This is a genomic window from Enterobacter sp. CRENT-193 (assembly GCF_002787395.1).
Classification (GTDB): Bacteria; Pseudomonadota; Gammaproteobacteria; order Enterobacterales; family Enterobacteriaceae; genus Enterobacter; species Enterobacter hormaechei_C.
The window spans coordinates 63,765-82,368 of the sequence record NZ_CP024813.1; the positions used below are offsets into that span (position 1 = coordinate 63,765).

Genomic DNA, 18,604 nt, shown 5'->3' on the forward strand with positions numbered 1-18,604 from the left:
AGGGCGGTGTTTGCATTTTACCGGAGTTAAAAATGTCTAATGCCGCTATGAAGTTAAATGAAACATCTTCTGATGCTTATGAAAAATTAGAAGCTCTTCTTTCCCCGGATGTTATAAAGTTAAAACATTATGTGGATAAAGGTGAGTATCTTTTAGTTCTAGCAAAGGACCTTTTTGGTATTCCAGAAATGGATCCAAAGATGGCTGTGCCTGTTTTCAAAACTAAAACCTCGTATCGAGCTCCGCTGAACAAAGACTACATACCAAATCCCCGAATACTTGAACAAGTGGTTAAACTGCTTATCAGTCCGGATATAGATTTAAGTGTGTGTCTTAAAGGTGAGTCCGGTTCTGGCAAGACTGAAATGGTAATGTACATTAGCCACATGATGAATTGGCCGCTGACAATTAAGCAGATCAACAGCAATATTCGAGTTGATGAGCTTGAAGGTGAGCGCAGTCTTAATGGTGGTAATACAGGTTTTGTACACAGCGATTTGGTAACGGGATTTCGTAATGGTCACCTCATTCTTCTGGATGAAGTGGACAAAATCGATCCTGATACGGCAGCAAAACTTCACATGCCCATTGAACGTAAGCCCTGGTCACTCAGTGCTAATGGTGGTGAGGTTATAACTGCTAATGGCTACACGCGATTTATTGGTACTGCAAACACAAACATGAGTGGAGGCGCTCGCCGGTTCGTTTCTTCTCAACGTCAAGATGCAGCTTTTATAAAGCGGTTCTTGATAGTTGAAATGGTGAAGCCCGACAAAGTTGCTTTAACCAATGTGCTTACTAAACGATATAGCTCTTTGCCTTTTCAGGTCATTGAGAAGTTCGTAAGAGTAGCGATTGCAGTAAATGACTCTGGTACAGAAGACAGTGTGATGGATATTCGTCAATTAGTAGCTTGGGTTGGCACGTCGATGACGTTAAAAACCTTTAGTCTTCTTGACACTTTCAAAATAGCTTTTGCTTCTGCTTTACCTTTACATGTGGTCGATCTTGTTCTTCAAGCTATAGATCTTTCTCTTGGCGAAGACAAGGATAAATCGCTGGAGTATTTCACAGCAAAAAAGTCGAGTTAGATGGGATTTGTTATGAAACCTCTGATATTTGTATCTCAGAGTTATCCCATCTTGAATTTAGTGCGTTTTTAAGTACGGATGGTGCTGCTACCATTGCTATAGCAAAAAACGGAACTAATTTTACTGGACTTATGCAACTGAATAACGACTATTCTTTATTGTTTTATCATGATGGTAAAATAAATATGGAAGGTATAATTAAAGAAATGGAATTAAAAGGTTATATGTATCAGGGAGCAATGGGCAATGATGATGTTGCCGCTGAGTTTCCCGGTATTCTTTTAATTGCGCCAGAGAAGCTTTAATATCAACCCTATCGGGAAATCTTTCCCGTTGGGGAGGGTTTCCCCTTTTTTTTGGAGAAACCCATGACTTTAAATACTTCAATGCTTAACAAAGTATCTGCAAAACAAATCTCTGAGAATTTTGCAAAATCATATCCAGATTTACTGGAAGGTGCAGTTATAACAAAAATTGAAATAAGTGGCTGTCAAGGATCGCGTCGAACCGATAAAATCGATTTGTCTTATGATGGAGATGATATTACGGATCAAAAAAGCGTATCTAAAAGCGAAGTACGTTGGATTGACATAAAAGCCCTTAGCTTCAAAAGTACGATTACCAGCAGAATATCAACCCTTTGCTCACGCTTGTGCATCCGCTATAGCAATATGTGGATTTTACCAGTTTCCAGTATGGAAGAGTTTCTGGAAGGGGCCCAAGAGATTGAACGAGAGTTTCAGGCAGGTATTCAAAACGTTGTAGACAATTATGAGATGCATATTGAGGCTGAAAAAAATAGAAGCCCAAGAATGTCTTCTTTGATTGATCAGTTGAAATTAACTAAAGATGATTTCATAAAATCCTTTAGATTTAATATTGCTCACTTTATTCCTTTTACGCCTATTAGCGTTGAAGGTGATGAAACCCAGGACTACTATCAGGAACAATTGATAACAGATCTGGCAGAAGAAGCAATGAGGGTTTATGAAAAAATTAGTAAAAATAATAATTTGCGCTCAAGTACTATTGACCGACTGAAGCAAATGCAAAATAAGATCATTAGCTTCATGTTTATACATAAAGAGGCGGCAGTACTTGCAGAAGCTATAAAACACATAATGAATAATTTACCTAAAGGTGCCATTTCTGAACCTCGCGACGTTGCGGTGTTACAGCAGTGGTTTTATTTCATGAGTGATGCTTCAATGTTAAAGCGTATTATTTCAGGAGAGCAAAAGGTTACTGACTGGTTGGAATCTATTACCAGATCATTTAATCAAAGCTCACAAACAGAACCGAACGCGCTACAGAACACAGGTATTGAAGCTATTTTAGATTCAACAAATGTGTTTCAGGTTGAACCTGTCGTAGAGAACGATATAAAAAACAGCACGTTTTCAAACACTGATTCTGTAGCTGAACCTGAGAAATCAGTTTCGCAACAGGAAGACAATGCTGAAAATGGTTTTGATATCGAGCTCAAAGGCTGGTAACTGTTTGCTTTATTAAAAACCCCAGATGGGTACTTCACCATCTGGGTGAGTACCCCTTTTTTATAAAGAGGTATTCTATGAAATTAGATCTTAAATCATCGCCGCGCCATATTAAGCGTTTACAGAATATAGCAAAAGTCATTAGCGGCTTAGGCGATGTAAGAGTTGTAATAGACGACAATACCAAAGGACCGTATTTTGATCCTGTCAATAAAGTTTGTGTTTTACCAAACGGCGATTATAGCGATGATGACTTTGTCAGTCTGATTGAAGGTTTTACCTGTCATGAAGCTGGTCATGGTCGCTATACCGTCAGTGAGGTTTACAGTGACGCCTTTAATAGTGTTCTCATGTCATCTGAAGGGTTTACACGCTTCGATGACGGAATGAATGCAGAGTTTGAGAGCCTCGCTGAGAAACGTAAAGCTTATAGCAGGGCAAAACGTCTTACCGGGCTTATAAATCTGTTCGATGATGTACAGATGGAAGAGAAGGTTGGTAACGATTATCCGGATGCAAAGCGGCGGCTTGCAGCCACTTACGCACTGATGGTTAAAGCCGGAAGGATGACTCCTGATATATCTTCTCGTCCGGAAAATCCTGTCCTATTTATTGAGTGGTATCTGCTTAACTCATTGCGAGTAAAAGTCCTTCAGCAGGTAGGTCACAAAGAAACCCTCGATCCGTTTTTTGACTATGCCCAAAAGATACTTTCTCCAGTAATTTCTGATGTTGAGGAAATTTTTCATGATGCTCTTGGTTGTGAAAATACTCAGGGCTGTGAATCCCTTGCTCGTAAGACCCTGGCTCTTTTAGAGAGACTGCGGGATGAGGCAAAGGAACAACAGCAGCAGACAGAGCAGGAGGAGCAGGAGGCATATGATGAATCCGAGACCGATACCGATACCGAATCAGAAGATAAATCGCTTACGTCGACTGATAGTCGTGAGGATGATTCTGAGGACGATAGTGAAGGTCAGGCAGATACTTCCGATAACGCTGATCTTGCTCAAGAGGGATGTTCTGAGCCTTCAGAACTTGCTGAAGATAACGAGGGAAATAATGAACCCACCGGTGGCAATCCCACGGGTGATAACATTATTGAAGACGATACTGATGCGATTAACCCTTCCGAGAGTGAATCAGATGAAGCCAGTTCGACTAACGTTGAAGATGAAAGTAACTTTTCATCGGCTCAATGGGAGATACTGGCAGATTTGTTGGATGCCTTTCTTAGCAGTGATGAGGATAGCGAAGATTATCACGATGCTTTGGCTAAAGAGATTGAAGGTATTGCATCAAAAGTATCCGATGACGTGAAAGCCGAATTCGGTGCTTCTGAATGGGATATCCCTGATCTCCTTATCGATTTGAATGTTTACAATGAGGCTTTGTCTCTGAGTCATTCAATCGGTAGCGACTTGTCTGTTTTACAGCAGGTTAAAATGCGTGGCCGAAACAAAACTCATGAGCGTGGAATTACCTTCGATGGAAATCGATTAATTCTGTCACAAATGGGAGTTCGTGATGTCTTCAGAGCTCAAAGCGAATCTAAAAATAGAGGGCATGTTGGCCTCGTATTAGTTCGTGATATTTCAGCGTCAATGGCTAATGATGAAAGATATATTCATGCCATTAAGTCAGATCTTGCTTTATCGATGGCCGCTGAAAGTTTGTCAAAAATGCATGTCTCCAATATAGTTTTTCCCTTCAAGGAAAGTGAATTTGAGATTATCAAAACGTTTGATCAAAGCGTTGAGGAATCTCTATCGAAATTCACTCTTGGATGTAAGGGTTATTATACCCCTACGGGATCTGCTTTAATGGCAGCTGTTGATCTGTTACTTGACAGCCAATTCGATAGGAAAATAATTTTTCTTATAACTGATGGTTATCCGAATAAATCGGAATTTACTATCGTCGAAGTTATGGAAAAGGCTAAATGTAATGGAATAGAAATCGTTGGTGTTGGTATTAAGACTGATGAAATAATTGGTTTTGAAACGGACACTTTCGTAACAGTTGATGATACTTCTTTATTGTCTATTGAAGTCAGTAAGCTAGTTCATCAAATACTTTCTTAATAAACTCTACCCAATCGGGGCAAAAAGGCCCCGGTGGGTCTTTTTGCTCCATGAAGGAATAAGGAGCAAAATATGACTCAGATAAAAACTTACCGTGTAGAACATGAAAAAGTCGGTGCGATGCATAAAGTCCGTATTTTCGGACGTGTTGGTGAAGTTATAAGCAATGATAGCCCTCAGGAAAGAATCTTCCGCGAAGTCACTATAGCGGAGGGTAATAGCCAGCAGGCTGCGTTACTTGTAGATAACTACATACAGCGTCTTGAGAATAATGGCTTCACGACTGAAGCATAAATGTTGAGGGCCCCCGGGCCCTCTTTCTTAAATTCTGCGTTGTGGGTTTCTCCCTGTCTTCTGCACCGCAGAAGGCATTGAGAAACTCACAATGCCAGATAAGAGAGATCATCATGACTTATGCATCCCCGGCTCTTCGTCGTAAACCACAGGAAGTATCTGAACACTTTATTAAACTCGTTCATGCTCGAATTGCTGAAGTGTCTGGCTGGAAGTATATATTCGAAAGAATACCTGCTTTCAAAGACGCTTGTGCAAAAGCCCCGAGCCAGGTTCCTTGCCCGTTTACTGGCGCAGGGAAATCGAAGTTTCGTTTCCGGCAAAAAGACCTTTATACCGGATGTGCGATCCATAATGACTTTCCGGTAAATGAGTTTTGCGACGGAATTGATGTTCTGGCGAAATATTATGAATTAAGTAAAACGCAGACTTGCAAAAAGATTCTCTCAGATTTTTTCGGGATGGATCTGCATGCTCCGTTAACTGACGCCGACATTGAAAATGAACGACGCTATAAATCAGCAGTTCGTGCCACAGAAACTCTTGACCGAGAGGAAGTGGCAAAGCGAATGCGAAAACTTGATGTGATGTATCACTATACCGGTGAAATAAAGCCTAATACTCCTGTTGCTTTGTACCTCCGTAATCGTGGGATCTCCCGCTTACTGAGTCACTTACCAAAGGATTTAGGCTTTAATAACCGGATCTACTATTGGGATAAAGATAAGCAGAAATCGATTATCTATCCGGGAATGATTGCAATCTATCGTGACACCCGAGGTCGGCCTCTGACTATCCATAGAACATACGTAGACAAAAACGGTGATAAGGCACCTGTAGAAAATCCAAAGCTGATGATGAAGCCTCCTGCCGATATGACAGGTGGCTCAATTCAGTTGTTTGACCCTCACTATGATTCAGGTAGTTCGACCTGGACACTGGGAGTGGCTGAAGGGATCGAGAATGCGCTTTCTGTTGTAGAAGCGACTTCAACACCATGCTGGGCAGCCAGCTCCGCATGGTGCCTTGAAAACGTTACTGTTCCTGATTTTTTACTGCCTCCGCCGGATGTAAAATATATAAACTTTTATATCTGGGCGGATAAGGATATTGCTAACTCACAAGGCACTCGTGCCGGTATCGAAGCTGCTCAGCGACTTCAAAGCCGCATGGTTGAGTTTTTGGCTAAACGATATCCCGCATCAAAGCTGACAATTGAAGTCTTCGAACCAGCACAAGATATTCCTGATGGGAAAAAGGGTATCGACTGGAACGATGTTCTCCAGTTAACAGGGCAGGATGGATTCCCGATTCACTGGGCTCCTGAATGTCTTAATCAGCTGTAACAACGATAACTCCCCCGCATTTTGCGGGGGGGGTTATCTTATCAATATTATTTTTTAAATTGTATTGATAAGATAACCGCTTTCCTTCGTGATAATTACCTGCCTTTAAGGTCTTTTCACGGCTGAGATGCTTGCTCAGTTAAATAAATGTGCGGTACTACTGGCTATGGTCGGTTGTATGACATGGTTATTCCATAAACTATTAAAACCCATAACGGGAGTATTACCGTTATGGTGATGCTCGTCGTTTTACATCGGAGAGCATTTTAATGAATTTTCAAACTAACGAAGTTTTTAATAAATTTGCTGCTGTTATAAAATCGCGCATCGTCAATGAACCATCGTCATGCTATTTGCTGCATGATAATGAGATAGATATAACGATTTTGAAACATGGCATATTAGAAAATGACAGAAACCTGTTGTACGTAGTTCGTCCTTCAGGAACGTGTTTGTTGCGTTGTGACAAATATTTCTATCCGAAATATTATCTTCGTTGCCGTGGAGATTATAAGTCATTCATATATGTCCATCTTGATCTACATAGTGGTGAAGCTAAAGAAATCACATGGGAGCAAGCAGACGATATGCTGTCTAGTCCAGGAAAACCCCCATTAAAAGGAAATCTTGGACGATTTGAGTATATAAAAGTTGTGGTTGAGGACCTTCGTATTCGAGGTTACGCTGATTATCTTCCTGCGTATAATCTTGATGACCTTCGCCGTTTTGCCTTACAGGACGACCGCCCATCCCTTGTCAGATACATTGACAATGTAATGGCAACGGTCTGATTGGTTGCTAATTGATTTACATATTTTCCCTGATGGCCAACCTGCATCAGGGAGGCCTCAATAACGACTGGAGGCTGTATGAAGTTAGCTACGGACCTGGTAAAAGCTATTTTGATTAGAAATGGTGTTGAACCAGTAAATATAAGCGAATCATCTAAATTATCTTTGAAACAACCACTGACAGAACTTAAATTCAGTTTATATTTGCGAACTGAGCATTTATCTCACTTCCTACCCGGTTATGTTTATTCTATAAAAGAATGTCCACTGTCATATGACATCGGGATCGAAATTCAGAAAATCTTCGAAAGTTTACATTTGTTAAACGAAGAATTTGAATCCCTCGGTTTTGTTTCTGTATGGATAGAAATGCATCAAAGCATTTTTGAACAAAGTCGGTTTAAGAAAAGTAACTTTACTTTTCGGGAGGAAGAGGTCGAGCTTGCTAAAGGGCTTGTTTGTTCTCACAATTCACAAATAAGTAATGCGGCTTATTTCTGGCTTCAGCACTTTGAGGAGTTTATGATTTATGTTCGTAATAAGCTTATCGACCTCTTTCGAGAGGCCTATGACCTGATCCTTGGAATGCAGCAAGTATTTTTCATTCGGGAAAAGGAAGAGCTGTTGAAAACTATAAGTTATGGGGATGACCTGTATGAGGTGAAATTAATGGCGGCTGAGCTTTACTCTATCGAACAGAACTTAAAGTGTTCTGAATCGATAAGTACAAAATCTCAAGCTTCGGCATATATTAACCGCATCCGTGAGTTTGTGCGTTCGGGGTGGAGGCAGGGCTATATAGTCTGCCATCATAAGCGAAGTAATCAAATCTCATCATTGTCATTACCGATGTACTTGAAAGATACGTCAGGCCGAAGTGCTCGAAAGCGAGTAAAACGTCTTATATCTTCTACAGTTTGTGGTAGAAATAAAGATTTAGGTCTTACAGATTTTTAATTAAATTATACCCATGTGGGGATCACACCCCATATGGGAGTGATCCCTTTTTTATTGAGAGAGGATCACATGAAAATTATCGAAAAAATCATTAATGCCTTTTTGGTTGTTCAACATAAAAAAATACAGGTTAAAAACATTACATTTTTAGACAATGGGCAGGGCATGTTCTCTGGTATGTCTTTTGATGCTGATGTTTCACTGGAGTTTATGTATGAATCAGCAAAAGCATATAGTTCTTGTTTCTGTGATATTCCCTTTCCAGGTTTTGAAGATGCAAATCTGGAGGAAATTACGAAATTTCAATTAGATGCTTTGAAGCAAAGAAAGAATCATTCTTTCATTGTTAACCATTTGAGGTTTCCTATAGTTTTAAGGGAAGGGTGCAAAATCGAAAGAGGAGAAGTCTATTCAATTTCGAATTGCACTTATAATAAAGAAAGATTGCAGTATCTTTTTTCTCAGGATATTTACGGTAAGTTGTATAATTCCTTAGAGAAAGAATTAAGCTCGTTTTTCTCATTTATCAATGTTGAGGTGCACGAGTTGTTAAAAGATGCTGTATGCTTTGCATTAAAAATCCTGAATAAGATATCTTTGGATACACCTGAAAGACTTATTAAAGCTTTTAATTATCGTGACTGGTATTGTAGTTACGATGTTGAGCTTTTTAGGAAAGGCTTACCTGGTCATATTCTGGAAGAGCTCATTGCTCCAGATATCTTACTTTCAGACCTTAACGGTTGTAGAAAAATACTTAGAAATGCAAAACGATTTCTAAATGGACATACAAAAACCAATTGTGTTTATATTAAATATGAATGGTGGTTGGGGCCTGTGGATACCTCACACTCAGCTAAGTTGATGTCTGACAAAGAAATTAACAACCGAAGTGACTTGAAGAATTTTTCAAAGGTCTTTTTCAAAGAGTGTTTAAGTTCTGGTAAGTCGGAATATGAAAACCATCTTAGTGAAAAAGAACATGCGCTTCGCTACAATTATTAATTAAAATTATTTTCTCCCATAGGGATTTCTCCCTTTGGGAGAAATCCCTCTATTAAGAGGGTATTTAAATGAATGCGATACAAAAGTTAGTTGAATCTATTCTTGTTAAAATGGGTTTTGTTGGCGCTGTAGTGGAAAATATATATTTGGATTCAAAACCATTTCGGCATATTCGATTTGTGGCTGATATTCCAGTAATATCTTTTCTACCTCATTTGGTGAAATATCTTAAGGGCGCAGACCATCTTTACTGTGGTAACGATGATTTGCATCCTCTTTTCATTTATTTTTCCGAAGCGGCTACATTAAAAGCAGGCCCTGTAAATCTCGCGAACTTTCGTTTTGAAGTTTCTATAGCTTCAACTCATTTACGACTGGTCTCAGAGAAGCCTGATTTGCTTATCAAAGGATTTAACCGGGATAATCTAGAATACGTTTATTACCGCTCAGATTTGGCCTCTAAGGATCTTATACTAGGCCTTGTTGAACACGGTTCTCCTTTCATAAAACATCTACATGGACTTATACAAAAGCGAATTTTAAACGAGTTCTCTCTGATTTTTTCTGTTCTTGAAAAGATTTTAGAAAGCGCGAAGCCACAAATTCTTGCTTGCTTCCATAGTGTTGATTATGAAATGAACGTAAAAATAATAGCCGAAGCTATACCTGAAACTGTATCTAATCAGATAGTCACATCTGATTATATAGTTAATTCTATATCAGATGCGGACAAGTTTATAAATCATGTTCGTCGCTATTTAGCAGGCAGGGTAATGAAGAGGCGGATATACGCTGAATTAGATGTTTGTGAAGAAACATCAAATATTTCACTAGTGAACTTAGGATGCTTTACGTCTCCTCTGCTCGTTACGGAATATCAAATGTTTAAGCCACACTCTTCAGGGTTATATCGAAAAGCTATAAACAACTCCTTAAAACAGTTCAAACCAGAAATGCATGTACCTTCTGAAGAACTCTTTTATAATTAATCTAACCCATCCGGGAACTTGCTTCCCGGTGGGAAGCACTTCCTTTTTAGTCATGAGGTAGTGTAAATGTTTAAAGAATCTGACCACGTGGAATTTGTTAGTGCCTTTCTTTATCAAAATTTAGGCCTTAATGTTCCCGCTGACGATATAACCGTTCAATTATCTGATACTTCGTTCGACAAAGTAACCTTTGATTACGATGTAGATATCGATAATTTAAATTGTATGTTGGATCTCTACATATCTGAACTAATAAAGCACAACGCATCTTACTCCGATTCTATTCTTTTGAAACAAAAAATAATTTATTTTCTTGGAGTATTTAAGAATTTCGGATTTTTTACGTTTGATATTCGCGGATATAGTAATACTTTAAGCCCAGTTAAAGTTATTGATATTGTTTCAATGATTATTAATGACTGTGAAGAGTTATCTAAAGCTAATTCTTCTACTGATGCTATAAGAAATCTTTATCTCGATAAAATGAAGGTGGATGGGAAAGTGTTAGTTGCGAAATTTGCACTTAAACAGTTTTTTCATTCCGACTTTGGTGACTTTATCTCATTTGTCGAGAAAAGAATTACAGATTGTCTTAATGAAACTTTAAGGATTATCAAAGCTGTTGAACATGGCTTTGTACGTGTTGGGCAGCATAAGATTAATCGCCGTATTAATGATGACTTATAGTTATGCATTGATTTCAATACTGATGATTATCCGGCAAATATGCCAGATATATATATTAAGTTTAACGATACATTTGATGGGAACGGGGCGTTATATTGTGACAATGATGCCCTCATATCCCTCTATACCGATGTTGCTTCAATTATCAATGTGCCGGTGATGATGGAAGTAAGATTGATCAATAAAAGAGGGCGTGTTGTCTGTGATTCTTCGCATTCAACTTACGTATCTCTCGAAAGTAATGACCGATACAGAGTAACTGATCGCACATTACTAATAACTGAAGCTTTTGACGATTTTCGTAACGCGTCTCAATGATCCTTTTGCTTCAGTCCAAAAAAGTAACTTTGGTTGGCTGAAGACACTTGTCTATGACAATGTAAAATCTGTCGCTGGCATCTTCTTTTAGCTTAACCAAACTTTTATCTAACCCAGTGGGGAAGTCGCTTCCCTTCTGGGGCACTTCCTCTCAAATTTGAGGTAGTGTATATGACACATTCATCTGATGATAAAAACTATGTCCGAGCAGTTCTGAGCTATCTTGGCATAGATTTTGATGAGGCGGATATAGTATTAAGTGTTTGCCATTGTCAAAGTGACGAGCTTTCTTTTACCTGTAATATCAAAGCTATTGAACTCAAGAATGCTGTTGATTTATATGTCGATAGTATCTCTGAGAATGAAATAGAAGCTTTAAACAGAGAATCTTTAAAATCTCGACTCTGTTACTTTCTTGAGGTGTTTGACGCAGTCTCTGGTCAGTACCTTGAGATTTCAGGAAAACACTTTGCAACTAGCCGTTTTGAATATGATGATGTTTGTAGTGAAGTTCTTAGCATGTCTAATGATGTTTCTCAGTCGAAAGGTTATGACCGGGATGAATATAACAGACTGATGCAGGTTGATGGTCAGGTTATGATTGCCCGTTTTGCTTTGCAACAGTTCTGGGATACTCATTTTATTGGACTAATAACATTTGTATCTGAGTCTATAACATCGAGCCTCTATAAAGCTTATGAAACTTTTAGTGATATAAGTTTGGCTTGCTATAAACTGAGTGAATATTCTTATTCACGCTCTATCAACAGTGAATTGACCCTTAATATTTCACTTAAAGAAAATGACTTCTGTGAGGACCTATCTGATTGCTATATGGAAGATGAGGCTTTACCTTCTGGTAGGGTAATTTCTCGACGCAACAATGACTCCATAATAAGTATTTATGAGAGCTATGCTGCGGCTTCTTATATTCCGATGATTGCATCTTTGGAAGTCGTTGATGAATACGGCGAAGTGGTTACTGACCTCTGCCATACCGTTTATGTTTCAGAGTTAACCGGTGGGCGGATTAAAATCCACGACCGTAATGACTTAGTATCTGAAGTTTTCGATAACCTAAGAAATTTAAATCTTGCAGTTGGAGATTCAGTTTCACAAGCTGCTTGATTCTTTCCCTGATTTTGATTTTTTCTCACATACTCTTATGGCACGGTTTCCGTGCCTTTTTTTTGCCTCGCTTACAAGCGTCTACTCCTCTTCTACCTATCCCACCTTACATCACCACTTAAAATCTATCTTTCTAATTCCATTATCCTTTTCGTAGCCTCTAATGCTCTGGTATGAACATACTCTTTAAACTCAAAAAAGTGCTATTAACGAAAAAAAATCCCTAAAGTGATTTGTATACTGTTCTCAACCAAGGAGAGCTCATGAATGAACTAAAATCCAAAAACGAGAACAGTACCAAAAGCAACTTTCCCCCGGTTGATAATCAGTTTTGCTTTTACCATGTTGATTTCAGCATAGAACGACTACTTTCAACGGCCGAGGATCTCCAGCTTGAGTACATCTTCCAGAAACCTGGAAGTGAAGTAAGAAAGGATTTGGTTGAGCGATTCGAACGTGGAGAGCGCTTTGTTACAGCTTCACACTGTGACAATTTCTGTGAAATCCTTGGTTGTCAAGGCCATCAGGAAAATGCATAAACCCATAAACCTACATTTCCACTTTTAAGGATGTTCACTAAAGAATGATTGGAGAAAGTATTTTTGACTGGGTAATTTACGGAATATCCATTTTGATATTTGCCTCAGCACTAATTGAAGGAAAGACAACTCGCTACCCAGCACTTTTTTTCTATGGGAGTTTAATTTTAATGTTAATCCTGATAGTTGCTGGAGGCCTTAACTGGTGGTTCTACAGGTCAAAATATGGCGCAGTAATCGTTATCTTCACAGTGGTCTCTTTACTGATGACTCGATTCCGCCTGGTCATATATAAATTAAGATTAAGAAAGTTAGTTTCAGAAATCAGATTTCGTATAAAAACGGGTTTTCGTATAATTCTTGTTTTGTCGGATAATGAGGATGAGCGTAATGTTCTGCTGTCTATGCTTAGCAACGTATTGCCAGAGCAAACGCTTATTCACACGCGTGATGCTCTCGGACCTCATTCAGAGCCTATCCTAAAAGCTCTTGAGCTACATCATCAACAGGGAACAGGTTACATACTCGTCTGTGAACAACAAATCTCAGCGCGTACGTGGTTGAGTATCGTAGAAAATGGGAAACCTGATACATCTATAGCTGTTAATTTTCATTCGATCCCAGAAATGGAGTGATTTTTCAATGAGTAGAACCGTTTCACAAAGTGTCACAGAAGATTGTCTTTTTGATACCCGCACACAAGTCAGATTACAACTAAGTCGAAGCGTTCATAAAACGCTGGCATCTGCTAAAGAAATTTTACAGGGAAGGGGGGTTGATTCGGTCTCTATTGAAGATCTTGTGCGAGCCTGTCTTGAAGAGAACCAGCCAATTGATCTAGCCTCACTTTACCTTGAAAATCTCTTAAAACAGAAAGGTACCAGCATTTGCGATTTTTAGTGTTTTCAAACCTATTAGATAAAATGCCGGTTGTGTTTATATAACATCAATAATTTCATGCAACAGGTAAAACATGAGTACTCAAAAGCAACTTTCCAGAACTACCGGCACTGAACGTATGTTTAAGGAAGAGCTGGCGTTATCCTTAATTTGTTGGGTTTTCACCAGTCCTTTTACCAACTGGACCGATAAAGTCTTCAGTGGTATTGAAGTTCCGTCTGAAGGACCGTCATCATTACGGGGTGAGACAGAAAAATTCTTTCGTTTTGTCGTTAATGAAGAAGGCTACGACGCAGGAAGGGCTGCTATTGGTCTTGACCTATGTTGTTTTTCACTTCCGTTGTGTTTGTTCCCGGACGCTGCCCTGTCTGAGGAAGAGGTTATGAGTAAGTTAACCGGAGAAGTTATCCATGGAATTCTTCTTTCCTTACCTGAGTTTATTGATATGCCAGAAGTGCTCGCTTACCAGGTCAGGGATGAAATTCTTGCTTTTAACACTCGCTGTGGAGACGGGATCTTTCATGGTTGGAACACGGCTTCAGAATTGTGGAAGTTTGAAATCTTTCCCCGCACCACCATCATGATGCAGCATACTTCGGCAATACATTAAAATTAGGCGGGGCAGAATGCATAAAAAACTTTTTCTTCTCGAATGGAAACCCTGTCAGAGCCGCGTATGGGCCGGTTGGATGGCCCTGTGGTTGACTATCAGTTTTCTGATGTTATCTGCCTTGCTTATGACAGATCATCTCCTGAACAAAGTCATCCTGCCGCCAACATGGTTGTTGATCTGGTTTTCGCCAATGCTGGGGTTTTTGATAAAAGTTCGCGTCGTCGAAACTCAACATTTCCTGGAGCATGACCTCTGTGTTGCAGGTTTCTCTTTTTACCGCTGGAAGAGGTTAGTTTCTCCCGGGCTTTGGTCAGTTGACTGTATAAATGGTCGTTTTCGCCTCAATCGGATCACCCAGGTGGGTAAGACTATCCACTATCCATGGCGTCTCCATTATCATCCTTTGTTCATGAGCCCTATCGAACATAAATCGCATGCTGTGAAAGCTGTTTCAAAATGACTTCTTTAGAGGTTTACATGACATTTATGTTCTGCAAGGTCAGCCTGGGCAGCAAAATTGATTGGAAATAACATGAGCCTGGAGAAACGTATGAGTTATGACGATTTGCCCTATTTTCGTGACCAGATTCTGGAACGCATCGACTCGCTCAAGTGTTTTCTTTCGAACACCCCCCCGATGATGGCAAACCTGATGACTGTCTCCACCGTATCTAGAACAGAAGAGCGCTTGAAGCAGGTTAAACCCATCAGGGTTAGTATTAAAGACGATGCTTCGGTTGAGGAAATTATTCAGGCACTTACTGACATCTGTGTGGATGACATAGAGTCATTAAGTCATGATTCCACCAAAGTAACCACTAAATACCCGGGTCTAATCATTGTCCCCGAAAGAGCAGATCTTCTCGAAAGCTTGATCACTTCTATAAACGAAGCAAAAAATGATTTTGCTGCGGCAATGAGGCGTATCGATAATAAAAAGAATGTCCGTTTTGATAAAGTGCACAAGAAGCTCCCGGGCCTTGTCGCTATGCACTCAACAAGAAATATCCTTTTCATCAAGTCCCAGCTTAAAAAAGTTACTTTTTCATGGCGGCTAAACCGAAACCAGGAAGTTAAAACAGCAGAGCAACTTGTGAGTTTGTTGGAGCGCAGGAGAGCCTCAGAAGTAAAAAATGTAGCAACTACCAATTTGAATGTCGTGTCTAATATCGATAAGGCTTTACACCGTCTTGAATTTCACCCACTGAAGCAGGGCGAATCTTATCGCCTTTGTCGAACTAACTCTTTCCCTGTTCCGATTGCTCACATTTTTGCATTTAGGCCTGAAGGGCAGGAACGAAACGGGAATAAATATGCTGAGACTGATTATTCAGTAGTAAAAGCATCCTTGCCCATTTTCGCAGCAGGCAACATACCTCAATTAAAAACGCTCTCTGACTGGGCTCCTGAAAACAGCCAGGGTCCGTCCAACCAACGGAAGCTGAGCCTGAAATATACAGAACTCGTGCCGGGGGCTGAGCTGGGCATTTTCATTGTCAGCCCCGAAAATTAAGGAACAACAATGCAATGGATTTCCACAGCCAGCCAGAAAATCGATGAGCGTCTCTATCGTGTCTGCGTCTGGGTAAAAAAATATCACGCTGATGCGATTAACCGCGTTGTGCTAACCGTTGATCTAAGTAAAGCCCGACATGACCCTGACGAGGACCAGGTAAGAGCAGAGCTGCTGTGCGGCCATTATTTTTTGCTTCGTAAGGAAAACGCTTCGAACTCTGCGCCTGACGATCAAAAGTTTGCTTTCCTGCCTGACGGGCGCAATCTGTGTTGGCAGACCGCAACCCCGGTGCTTCAGCATCTCCTACTCAATAAAAACGTTCCTGAGTCGCTGAGGTTGCTTACGGACTACATACATATGCGTCTGGCCAGGCTGACAATGGTACCTATGTCCGGAACCATCATGAACGAGGCTCTGCTGGACAGCATCAGCTGGGTTAAGGTGGATTTGACCTACTTCTGGCAGTACGAACAGCTCAGCTCTCATCTGGGACCCATCCAGATAACCCACAAGGCACTTGTACGCTTCGGGCACCTGGCAAAGAATGATGAAAACTCCAGTGCCATAAGAATTCTGCGTCAGCGTCTGTCTTCAGAATTCTTACAAGAATTTCAGATGGCTGAGGATGAGCTAAAGCGCAAACAGTCGTTGATGGGCACCATGGACGTGAAAATGCTGTTTCATGCTCATTACCCCAGCCAGAAGATGCTGGTGGCTCGATATAAAAATGGTTGGGTAATGGTGGATTGTTTTCTGTTTCACCATACCAAACCTAAGAAAAAAGCAAAAAACAAAACTACTGTGGCTAAGCCTCAACTTAAACAGACTAAAAGAGAAGGGAGTGAAAATGGAACTGGGCATTATGGTGTGCATCGTGTTGTTACTCTCAGTGGCGGCGGCGTGGATCAGTAATAAGACAGTTGATTTGCTCGAAAGATTCTATTTCAAGCGTCCGCTGAGCATGGAGTACGCGGCATGGCTACGTGTAATGTGTGCAGGCTTGTTATTAGTTTTTATTCAGGTTGCTCCCCAATTTACACTCCTGTATACCCTTAAACTTGTCACGCTTATTAATCTTGGAATCCAGACAATGAAATTAAATGGCGTGTACAAATATAAAAGGACGGGAATTTTGCCTCCGGGAGGGGCACTCTCTAATCTCACCAGACTTAACCCGTTCAAGAAAAAATAAAGTTATGCGCCCGTGAGGGCGCTATTCATCAAAGGCATTTCGCATAAGCTTGATCATGGCTTTTTTACCAGCTTCAATATTGCGAATGTAGCGCATAACCATTTCTTCATTCGACCAGTTCCCCATTTCCATAATCTGTGGTAGCGAGTAACCTTCAATATCCAGCTGTATCGCACCGCCTACACGAACGCTGTGCCCTGTCCAGTAACGGGTTTTAGTCTCATTTGGATAAAGCTCATTCCACATTTCTTTAAATGCCCGTAAAAGGGAATTTTTGCTGAGCATACCGGCATCGTCCACAGTGTCTTCCTCATCTTCATCGTTCAGAAGACTTTGTTTAGCACGGTAGGGCAGGTTATGCCGTTTAAGAAGCTCAGATAGCTCATTCCCTTTACTCCGAAGCTTCCAGCCGGGTGGCATATAGCCTGTATCATGGAAATTTACGGCCTGGAAAAGGTATTCATCCGGATGACTGTGCTGATCCATTTTCACAAGGTTCATCAATCTCAAGAGGCAGTTAGTTAACTGACGTGTCAGCCGGTAGGTAAGAAGTGTACTGATGTTCGTTTTTGTACGGTATACCGTCAGGTTAAATTCACCGGTCATACTATCCAGAGACAGATCTTTCAGACGTATACGGCGAATTTCGGATGAACGGAGCAGTGTTTCAAAGCCTGTCCAGATCAGGCACAGGTCACGAAGCTTACGAACTGAGTTTGTAGTACTGCGTAACTTTATCAGAGCCTTGAGATCGCCAATAAGAAAGGGAGTTGCCTGTTTAGTCGTCTTTCGCTTCCGGGCTTCCGATTGTTTTAAGGCTTCCAGCATGTACCATGCTTCAGACGTAATAATCCCGGGCAGGTTAAGCCCTTTTTTATGGATACTGTTTAAGGCCTGAAGACAGCTGTTTATGCTGCTTCGTGACAATTTGCCTTCAAGATGCCCCATAAACGCCAGCAGAGCTTCCTCAGACACGGGGAGCGAACTTACTGGCCAGTCTGTATGCAACCGGGCATTCGCCTGATACCATTCGTTCCATACTCGTAGCCAGTGCAGATAGGTTTTAGCTGTGTTGTATCTCAGATGGGAAAAGTAACGGATCAAGCGTGAAAGCTGTTTATCATGGTTGCCGAACGTTTCCAGCTGCTGATGCAATTCGCTTTCCGAAAACTGTCTGATCACTGATTGATTCTTCATCCTGCTCACCGGGATACACTGGTTTTATTTACAGTCATTTTAGCACTCATGTACCTGGTTATGAACAGGGTGGAAACAACGAAAAAGGTTGTGAAATCGTTAGGCTTAAGTGAAAAATGATATTAAGATTATCCCTGGCCAGTTGAGGCCTGTCTAAAGAAGGTTGATTATGTCTGACACAAAGCAGTCTTATTTAATGAAATTCCGTAAGTGTAGTTCGTTCGAAACGCTCGAAAAAGTATTTGAAAGGTTATGTGAAAAAAACTCGGGTGTCGCCTCTCTTGAAATTTCTGGTGCTTATGATCATCGTAAAGCTGAACTGACAATGAAAAAGTTATATGACAAAGTTCCTGCGAGTGTGTGGACCTTTGTTCGCGAGTAATTATTGATATTGGCACAACAAAAAGACTGTGTCTGGATTTGAAAATAGTTTATGCCCCTTTCGGGGCTAAAGGCACTGT

21 protein-coding genes are annotated in these 18,604 nt (G+C 40.5%); 20 read left to right on the forward strand and 1 reads right to left on the reverse strand.

The genetic code is table 11. The features are described from left to right. Positions 1 to 32: 32 nt before the first annotated feature. The 19 genes from CU081_RS24345 to CU081_RS24430 all read left to right on the forward strand — a co-directional run bounded on the left by CU081_RS24345 (position 33) and on the right by CU081_RS24430 (position 16,666). Positions 33 to 1,091: an ATP-binding protein gene (locus CU081_RS24345; RefSeq protein WP_031942298.1), complete on the forward strand. Its 1,059-nt coding sequence runs from the start codon at positions 33 to 35 to the stop codon at positions 1,089 to 1,091. A 131-nt stretch (positions 1,092 to 1,222) separates the two neighbouring features. Next, entirely contained in the window at positions 1,223 to 1,396 is a 174-nt protein-coding gene (locus tag CU081_RS26355; protein WP_031942299.1) for a hypothetical protein, read from the forward strand. Positions 1,397 to 1,459: 63 nt separating this feature from the next. After that, positions 1,460 to 2,587: a DUF3150 domain-containing protein gene (locus CU081_RS24350; RefSeq protein WP_000174396.1), complete on the forward strand. Its 1,128-nt coding sequence runs from the start codon at positions 1,460 to 1,462 to the stop codon at positions 2,585 to 2,587. Between the two features lie 77 nt (positions 2,588 to 2,664). Beyond that, positions 2,665 to 4,671 (forward strand): VWA domain-containing protein, encoded by a 2,007-nt coding sequence (locus CU081_RS24355; protein WP_000762700.1) that lies wholly within the window; start codon positions 2,665 to 2,667, stop codon positions 4,669 to 4,671. A gap of 72 nt (positions 4,672 to 4,743) precedes the next feature. Next, complete coding sequence (locus tag CU081_RS24360) at positions 4,744 to 4,965, forward strand: hypothetical protein (protein ID WP_000192120.1); 222 nt, start codon at positions 4,744 to 4,746, stop codon at positions 4,963 to 4,965. Positions 4,966 to 5,078: 113 nt separating this feature from the next. Next, positions 5,079 to 6,311: a DUF7146 domain-containing protein gene (locus CU081_RS24365; protein ID WP_000220379.1), complete on the forward strand. Its 1,233-nt coding sequence runs from the start codon at positions 5,079 to 5,081 to the stop codon at positions 6,309 to 6,311. Positions 6,312 to 6,580: 269 nt separating this feature from the next. Next, positions 6,581 to 7,102: a hypothetical protein gene (locus CU081_RS24370; RefSeq protein ID WP_001011130.1), complete on the forward strand. Its 522-nt coding sequence runs from the start codon at positions 6,581 to 6,583 to the stop codon at positions 7,100 to 7,102. Between the two features lie 78 nt (positions 7,103 to 7,180). Further along, positions 7,181 to 8,059 (forward strand): hypothetical protein, encoded by an 879-nt coding sequence (locus tag CU081_RS24375; protein WP_000762003.1) that lies wholly within the window; start codon positions 7,181 to 7,183, stop codon positions 8,057 to 8,059. A gap of 69 nt (positions 8,060 to 8,128) precedes the next feature. Continuing rightward, positions 8,129 to 9,064, forward strand: coding sequence for a hypothetical protein (locus tag CU081_RS24380; RefSeq protein ID WP_000691119.1), 936 nt, complete (start codon positions 8,129 to 8,131; stop codon positions 9,062 to 9,064). 68 nt (positions 9,065 to 9,132) lie between these two features. Continuing rightward, complete coding sequence (locus tag CU081_RS24385) at positions 9,133 to 10,053, forward strand: hypothetical protein (RefSeq protein WP_031942300.1); 921 nt, start codon at positions 9,133 to 9,135, stop codon at positions 10,051 to 10,053. Between the two features lie 66 nt (positions 10,054 to 10,119). Then, the gene (locus tag CU081_RS24390) at positions 10,120 to 10,740 is read left to right on the forward strand and encodes a hypothetical protein (protein ID WP_031942301.1); all 621 of its coding nucleotides are present in this window, start codon (positions 10,120 to 10,122) and stop codon (positions 10,738 to 10,740) included. Between the two features lie 489 nt (positions 10,741 to 11,229). Next, entirely contained in the window at positions 11,230 to 12,186 is a 957-nt protein-coding gene (locus CU081_RS24395; RefSeq protein WP_000149830.1) for a hypothetical protein, read from the forward strand. 263 nt (positions 12,187 to 12,449) lie between these two features. Beyond that, entirely contained in the window at positions 12,450 to 12,725 is a 276-nt protein-coding gene (locus CU081_RS24400; protein ID WP_001004201.1) for a hypothetical protein, read from the forward strand. Positions 12,726 to 12,769: 44 nt separating this feature from the next. Beyond that, entirely contained in the window at positions 12,770 to 13,360 is a 591-nt protein-coding gene (locus CU081_RS24405) for a hypothetical protein (protein WP_000578891.1), read from the forward strand. A 7-nt stretch (positions 13,361 to 13,367) separates the two neighbouring features. Further along, positions 13,368 to 13,625, forward strand: a complete 258-nt coding sequence (locus tag CU081_RS24410) for a hypothetical protein (RefSeq protein WP_001371933.1) — start codon at positions 13,368 to 13,370, stop codon at positions 13,623 to 13,625. A gap of 73 nt (positions 13,626 to 13,698) precedes the next feature. Further along, positions 13,699 to 14,235, forward strand: coding sequence for a hypothetical protein (locus CU081_RS24415; RefSeq protein ID WP_000107167.1), 537 nt, complete (start codon positions 13,699 to 13,701; stop codon positions 14,233 to 14,235). A 16-nt stretch (positions 14,236 to 14,251) separates the two neighbouring features. Next, positions 14,252 to 14,698, forward strand: coding sequence for a hypothetical protein (locus tag CU081_RS24420; RefSeq protein ID WP_000549069.1), 447 nt, complete (start codon positions 14,252 to 14,254; stop codon positions 14,696 to 14,698). A 90-nt stretch (positions 14,699 to 14,788) separates the two neighbouring features. Beyond that, positions 14,789 to 15,751: a DNA replication terminus site-binding protein gene (locus tag CU081_RS24425; RefSeq protein WP_000119428.1), complete on the forward strand. Its 963-nt coding sequence runs from the start codon at positions 14,789 to 14,791 to the stop codon at positions 15,749 to 15,751. A gap of 9 nt (positions 15,752 to 15,760) precedes the next feature. Next, entirely contained in the window at positions 15,761 to 16,666 is a 906-nt protein-coding gene (locus tag CU081_RS24430; protein ID WP_001198595.1) for a hypothetical protein, read from the forward strand. 301 nt (positions 16,667 to 16,967) lie between these two features. On the opposite strand, the gene CU081_RS24440 is transcribed toward CU081_RS24430, so the two are convergent. Next, positions 16,968 to 18,143 carry a tyrosine-type recombinase/integrase gene (locus CU081_RS24440; protein WP_000795949.1) on the reverse strand — a complete coding sequence of 392 codons (1,176 nt, stop codon included), beginning with the start codon at positions 18,141 to 18,143 and terminating at the stop codon, positions 16,968 to 16,970. Between the two features lie 169 nt (positions 18,144 to 18,312). On the opposite strand from CU081_RS24440, the gene CU081_RS24445 reads away from it, so the two are divergent. Beyond that, positions 18,313 to 18,525 carry an Hha/YmoA family nucleoid-associated regulatory protein gene (locus CU081_RS24445; RefSeq protein WP_001285422.1) on the forward strand — a complete coding sequence of 71 codons (213 nt, stop codon included), beginning with the start codon at positions 18,313 to 18,315 and terminating at the stop codon, positions 18,523 to 18,525. The last annotated feature ends 79 nt before the right edge of the window (positions 18,526 to 18,604 follow it).

Bases quoted from the DNA above. Each gene is read 5' to 3' on its own strand.
- CU081_RS24345 (WP_031942298.1), top strand. From the start codon at position 33: ATGTCTAATGCCGCTATGAAGTTAAATGAAACATCTTCTGATGCTTAT.
- CU081_RS26355 (WP_031942299.1), top strand. From the start codon at position 1,223: ATGCAACTGAATAACGACTATTCTTTATTGTTTTATCATGATGGTAAA.
- CU081_RS24350 (WP_000174396.1), top strand. From the start codon at position 1,460: ATGACTTTAAATACTTCAATGCTTAACAAAGTATCTGCAAAACAAATC.
- CU081_RS24355 (WP_000762700.1), top strand. From the start codon at position 2,665: ATGAAATTAGATCTTAAATCATCGCCGCGCCATATTAAGCGTTTACAG.
- CU081_RS24360 (WP_000192120.1), top strand. From the start codon at position 4,744: ATGACTCAGATAAAAACTTACCGTGTAGAACATGAAAAAGTCGGTGCG.
- CU081_RS24365 (WP_000220379.1), top strand. From the start codon at position 5,079: ATGACTTATGCATCCCCGGCTCTTCGTCGTAAACCACAGGAAGTATCT.
- CU081_RS24370 (WP_001011130.1), top strand. From the start codon at position 6,581: ATGAATTTTCAAACTAACGAAGTTTTTAATAAATTTGCTGCTGTTATA.
- CU081_RS24375 (WP_000762003.1), top strand. From the start codon at position 7,181: ATGAAGTTAGCTACGGACCTGGTAAAAGCTATTTTGATTAGAAATGGT.
- CU081_RS24380 (WP_000691119.1), top strand. From the start codon at position 8,129: ATGAAAATTATCGAAAAAATCATTAATGCCTTTTTGGTTGTTCAACAT.
- CU081_RS24385 (WP_031942300.1), top strand. From the start codon at position 9,133: ATGAATGCGATACAAAAGTTAGTTGAATCTATTCTTGTTAAAATGGGT.
- CU081_RS24390 (WP_031942301.1), top strand. From the start codon at position 10,120: ATGTTTAAAGAATCTGACCACGTGGAATTTGTTAGTGCCTTTCTTTAT.
- CU081_RS24395 (WP_000149830.1), top strand. From the start codon at position 11,230: ATGACACATTCATCTGATGATAAAAACTATGTCCGAGCAGTTCTGAGC.
- CU081_RS24400 (WP_001004201.1), top strand. From the start codon at position 12,450: ATGAATGAACTAAAATCCAAAAACGAGAACAGTACCAAAAGCAACTTT.
- CU081_RS24405 (WP_000578891.1), top strand. From the start codon at position 12,770: ATGATTGGAGAAAGTATTTTTGACTGGGTAATTTACGGAATATCCATT.
- CU081_RS24410 (WP_001371933.1), top strand. From the start codon at position 13,368: ATGAGTAGAACCGTTTCACAAAGTGTCACAGAAGATTGTCTTTTTGAT.
- CU081_RS24415 (WP_000107167.1), top strand. From the start codon at position 13,699: ATGAGTACTCAAAAGCAACTTTCCAGAACTACCGGCACTGAACGTATG.
- CU081_RS24420 (WP_000549069.1), top strand. From the start codon at position 14,252: ATGCATAAAAAACTTTTTCTTCTCGAATGGAAACCCTGTCAGAGCCGC.
- CU081_RS24425 (WP_000119428.1), top strand. From the start codon at position 14,789: ATGAGTTATGACGATTTGCCCTATTTTCGTGACCAGATTCTGGAACGC.
- CU081_RS24430 (WP_001198595.1), top strand. From the start codon at position 15,761: ATGCAATGGATTTCCACAGCCAGCCAGAAAATCGATGAGCGTCTCTAT.
- CU081_RS24440 (WP_000795949.1), bottom strand. From the start codon at position 18,143: ATGAAGAATCAATCAGTGATCAGACAGTTTTCGGAAAGCGAATTGCAT.
- CU081_RS24445 (WP_001285422.1), top strand. From the start codon at position 18,313: ATGTCTGACACAAAGCAGTCTTATTTAATGAAATTCCGTAAGTGTAGT.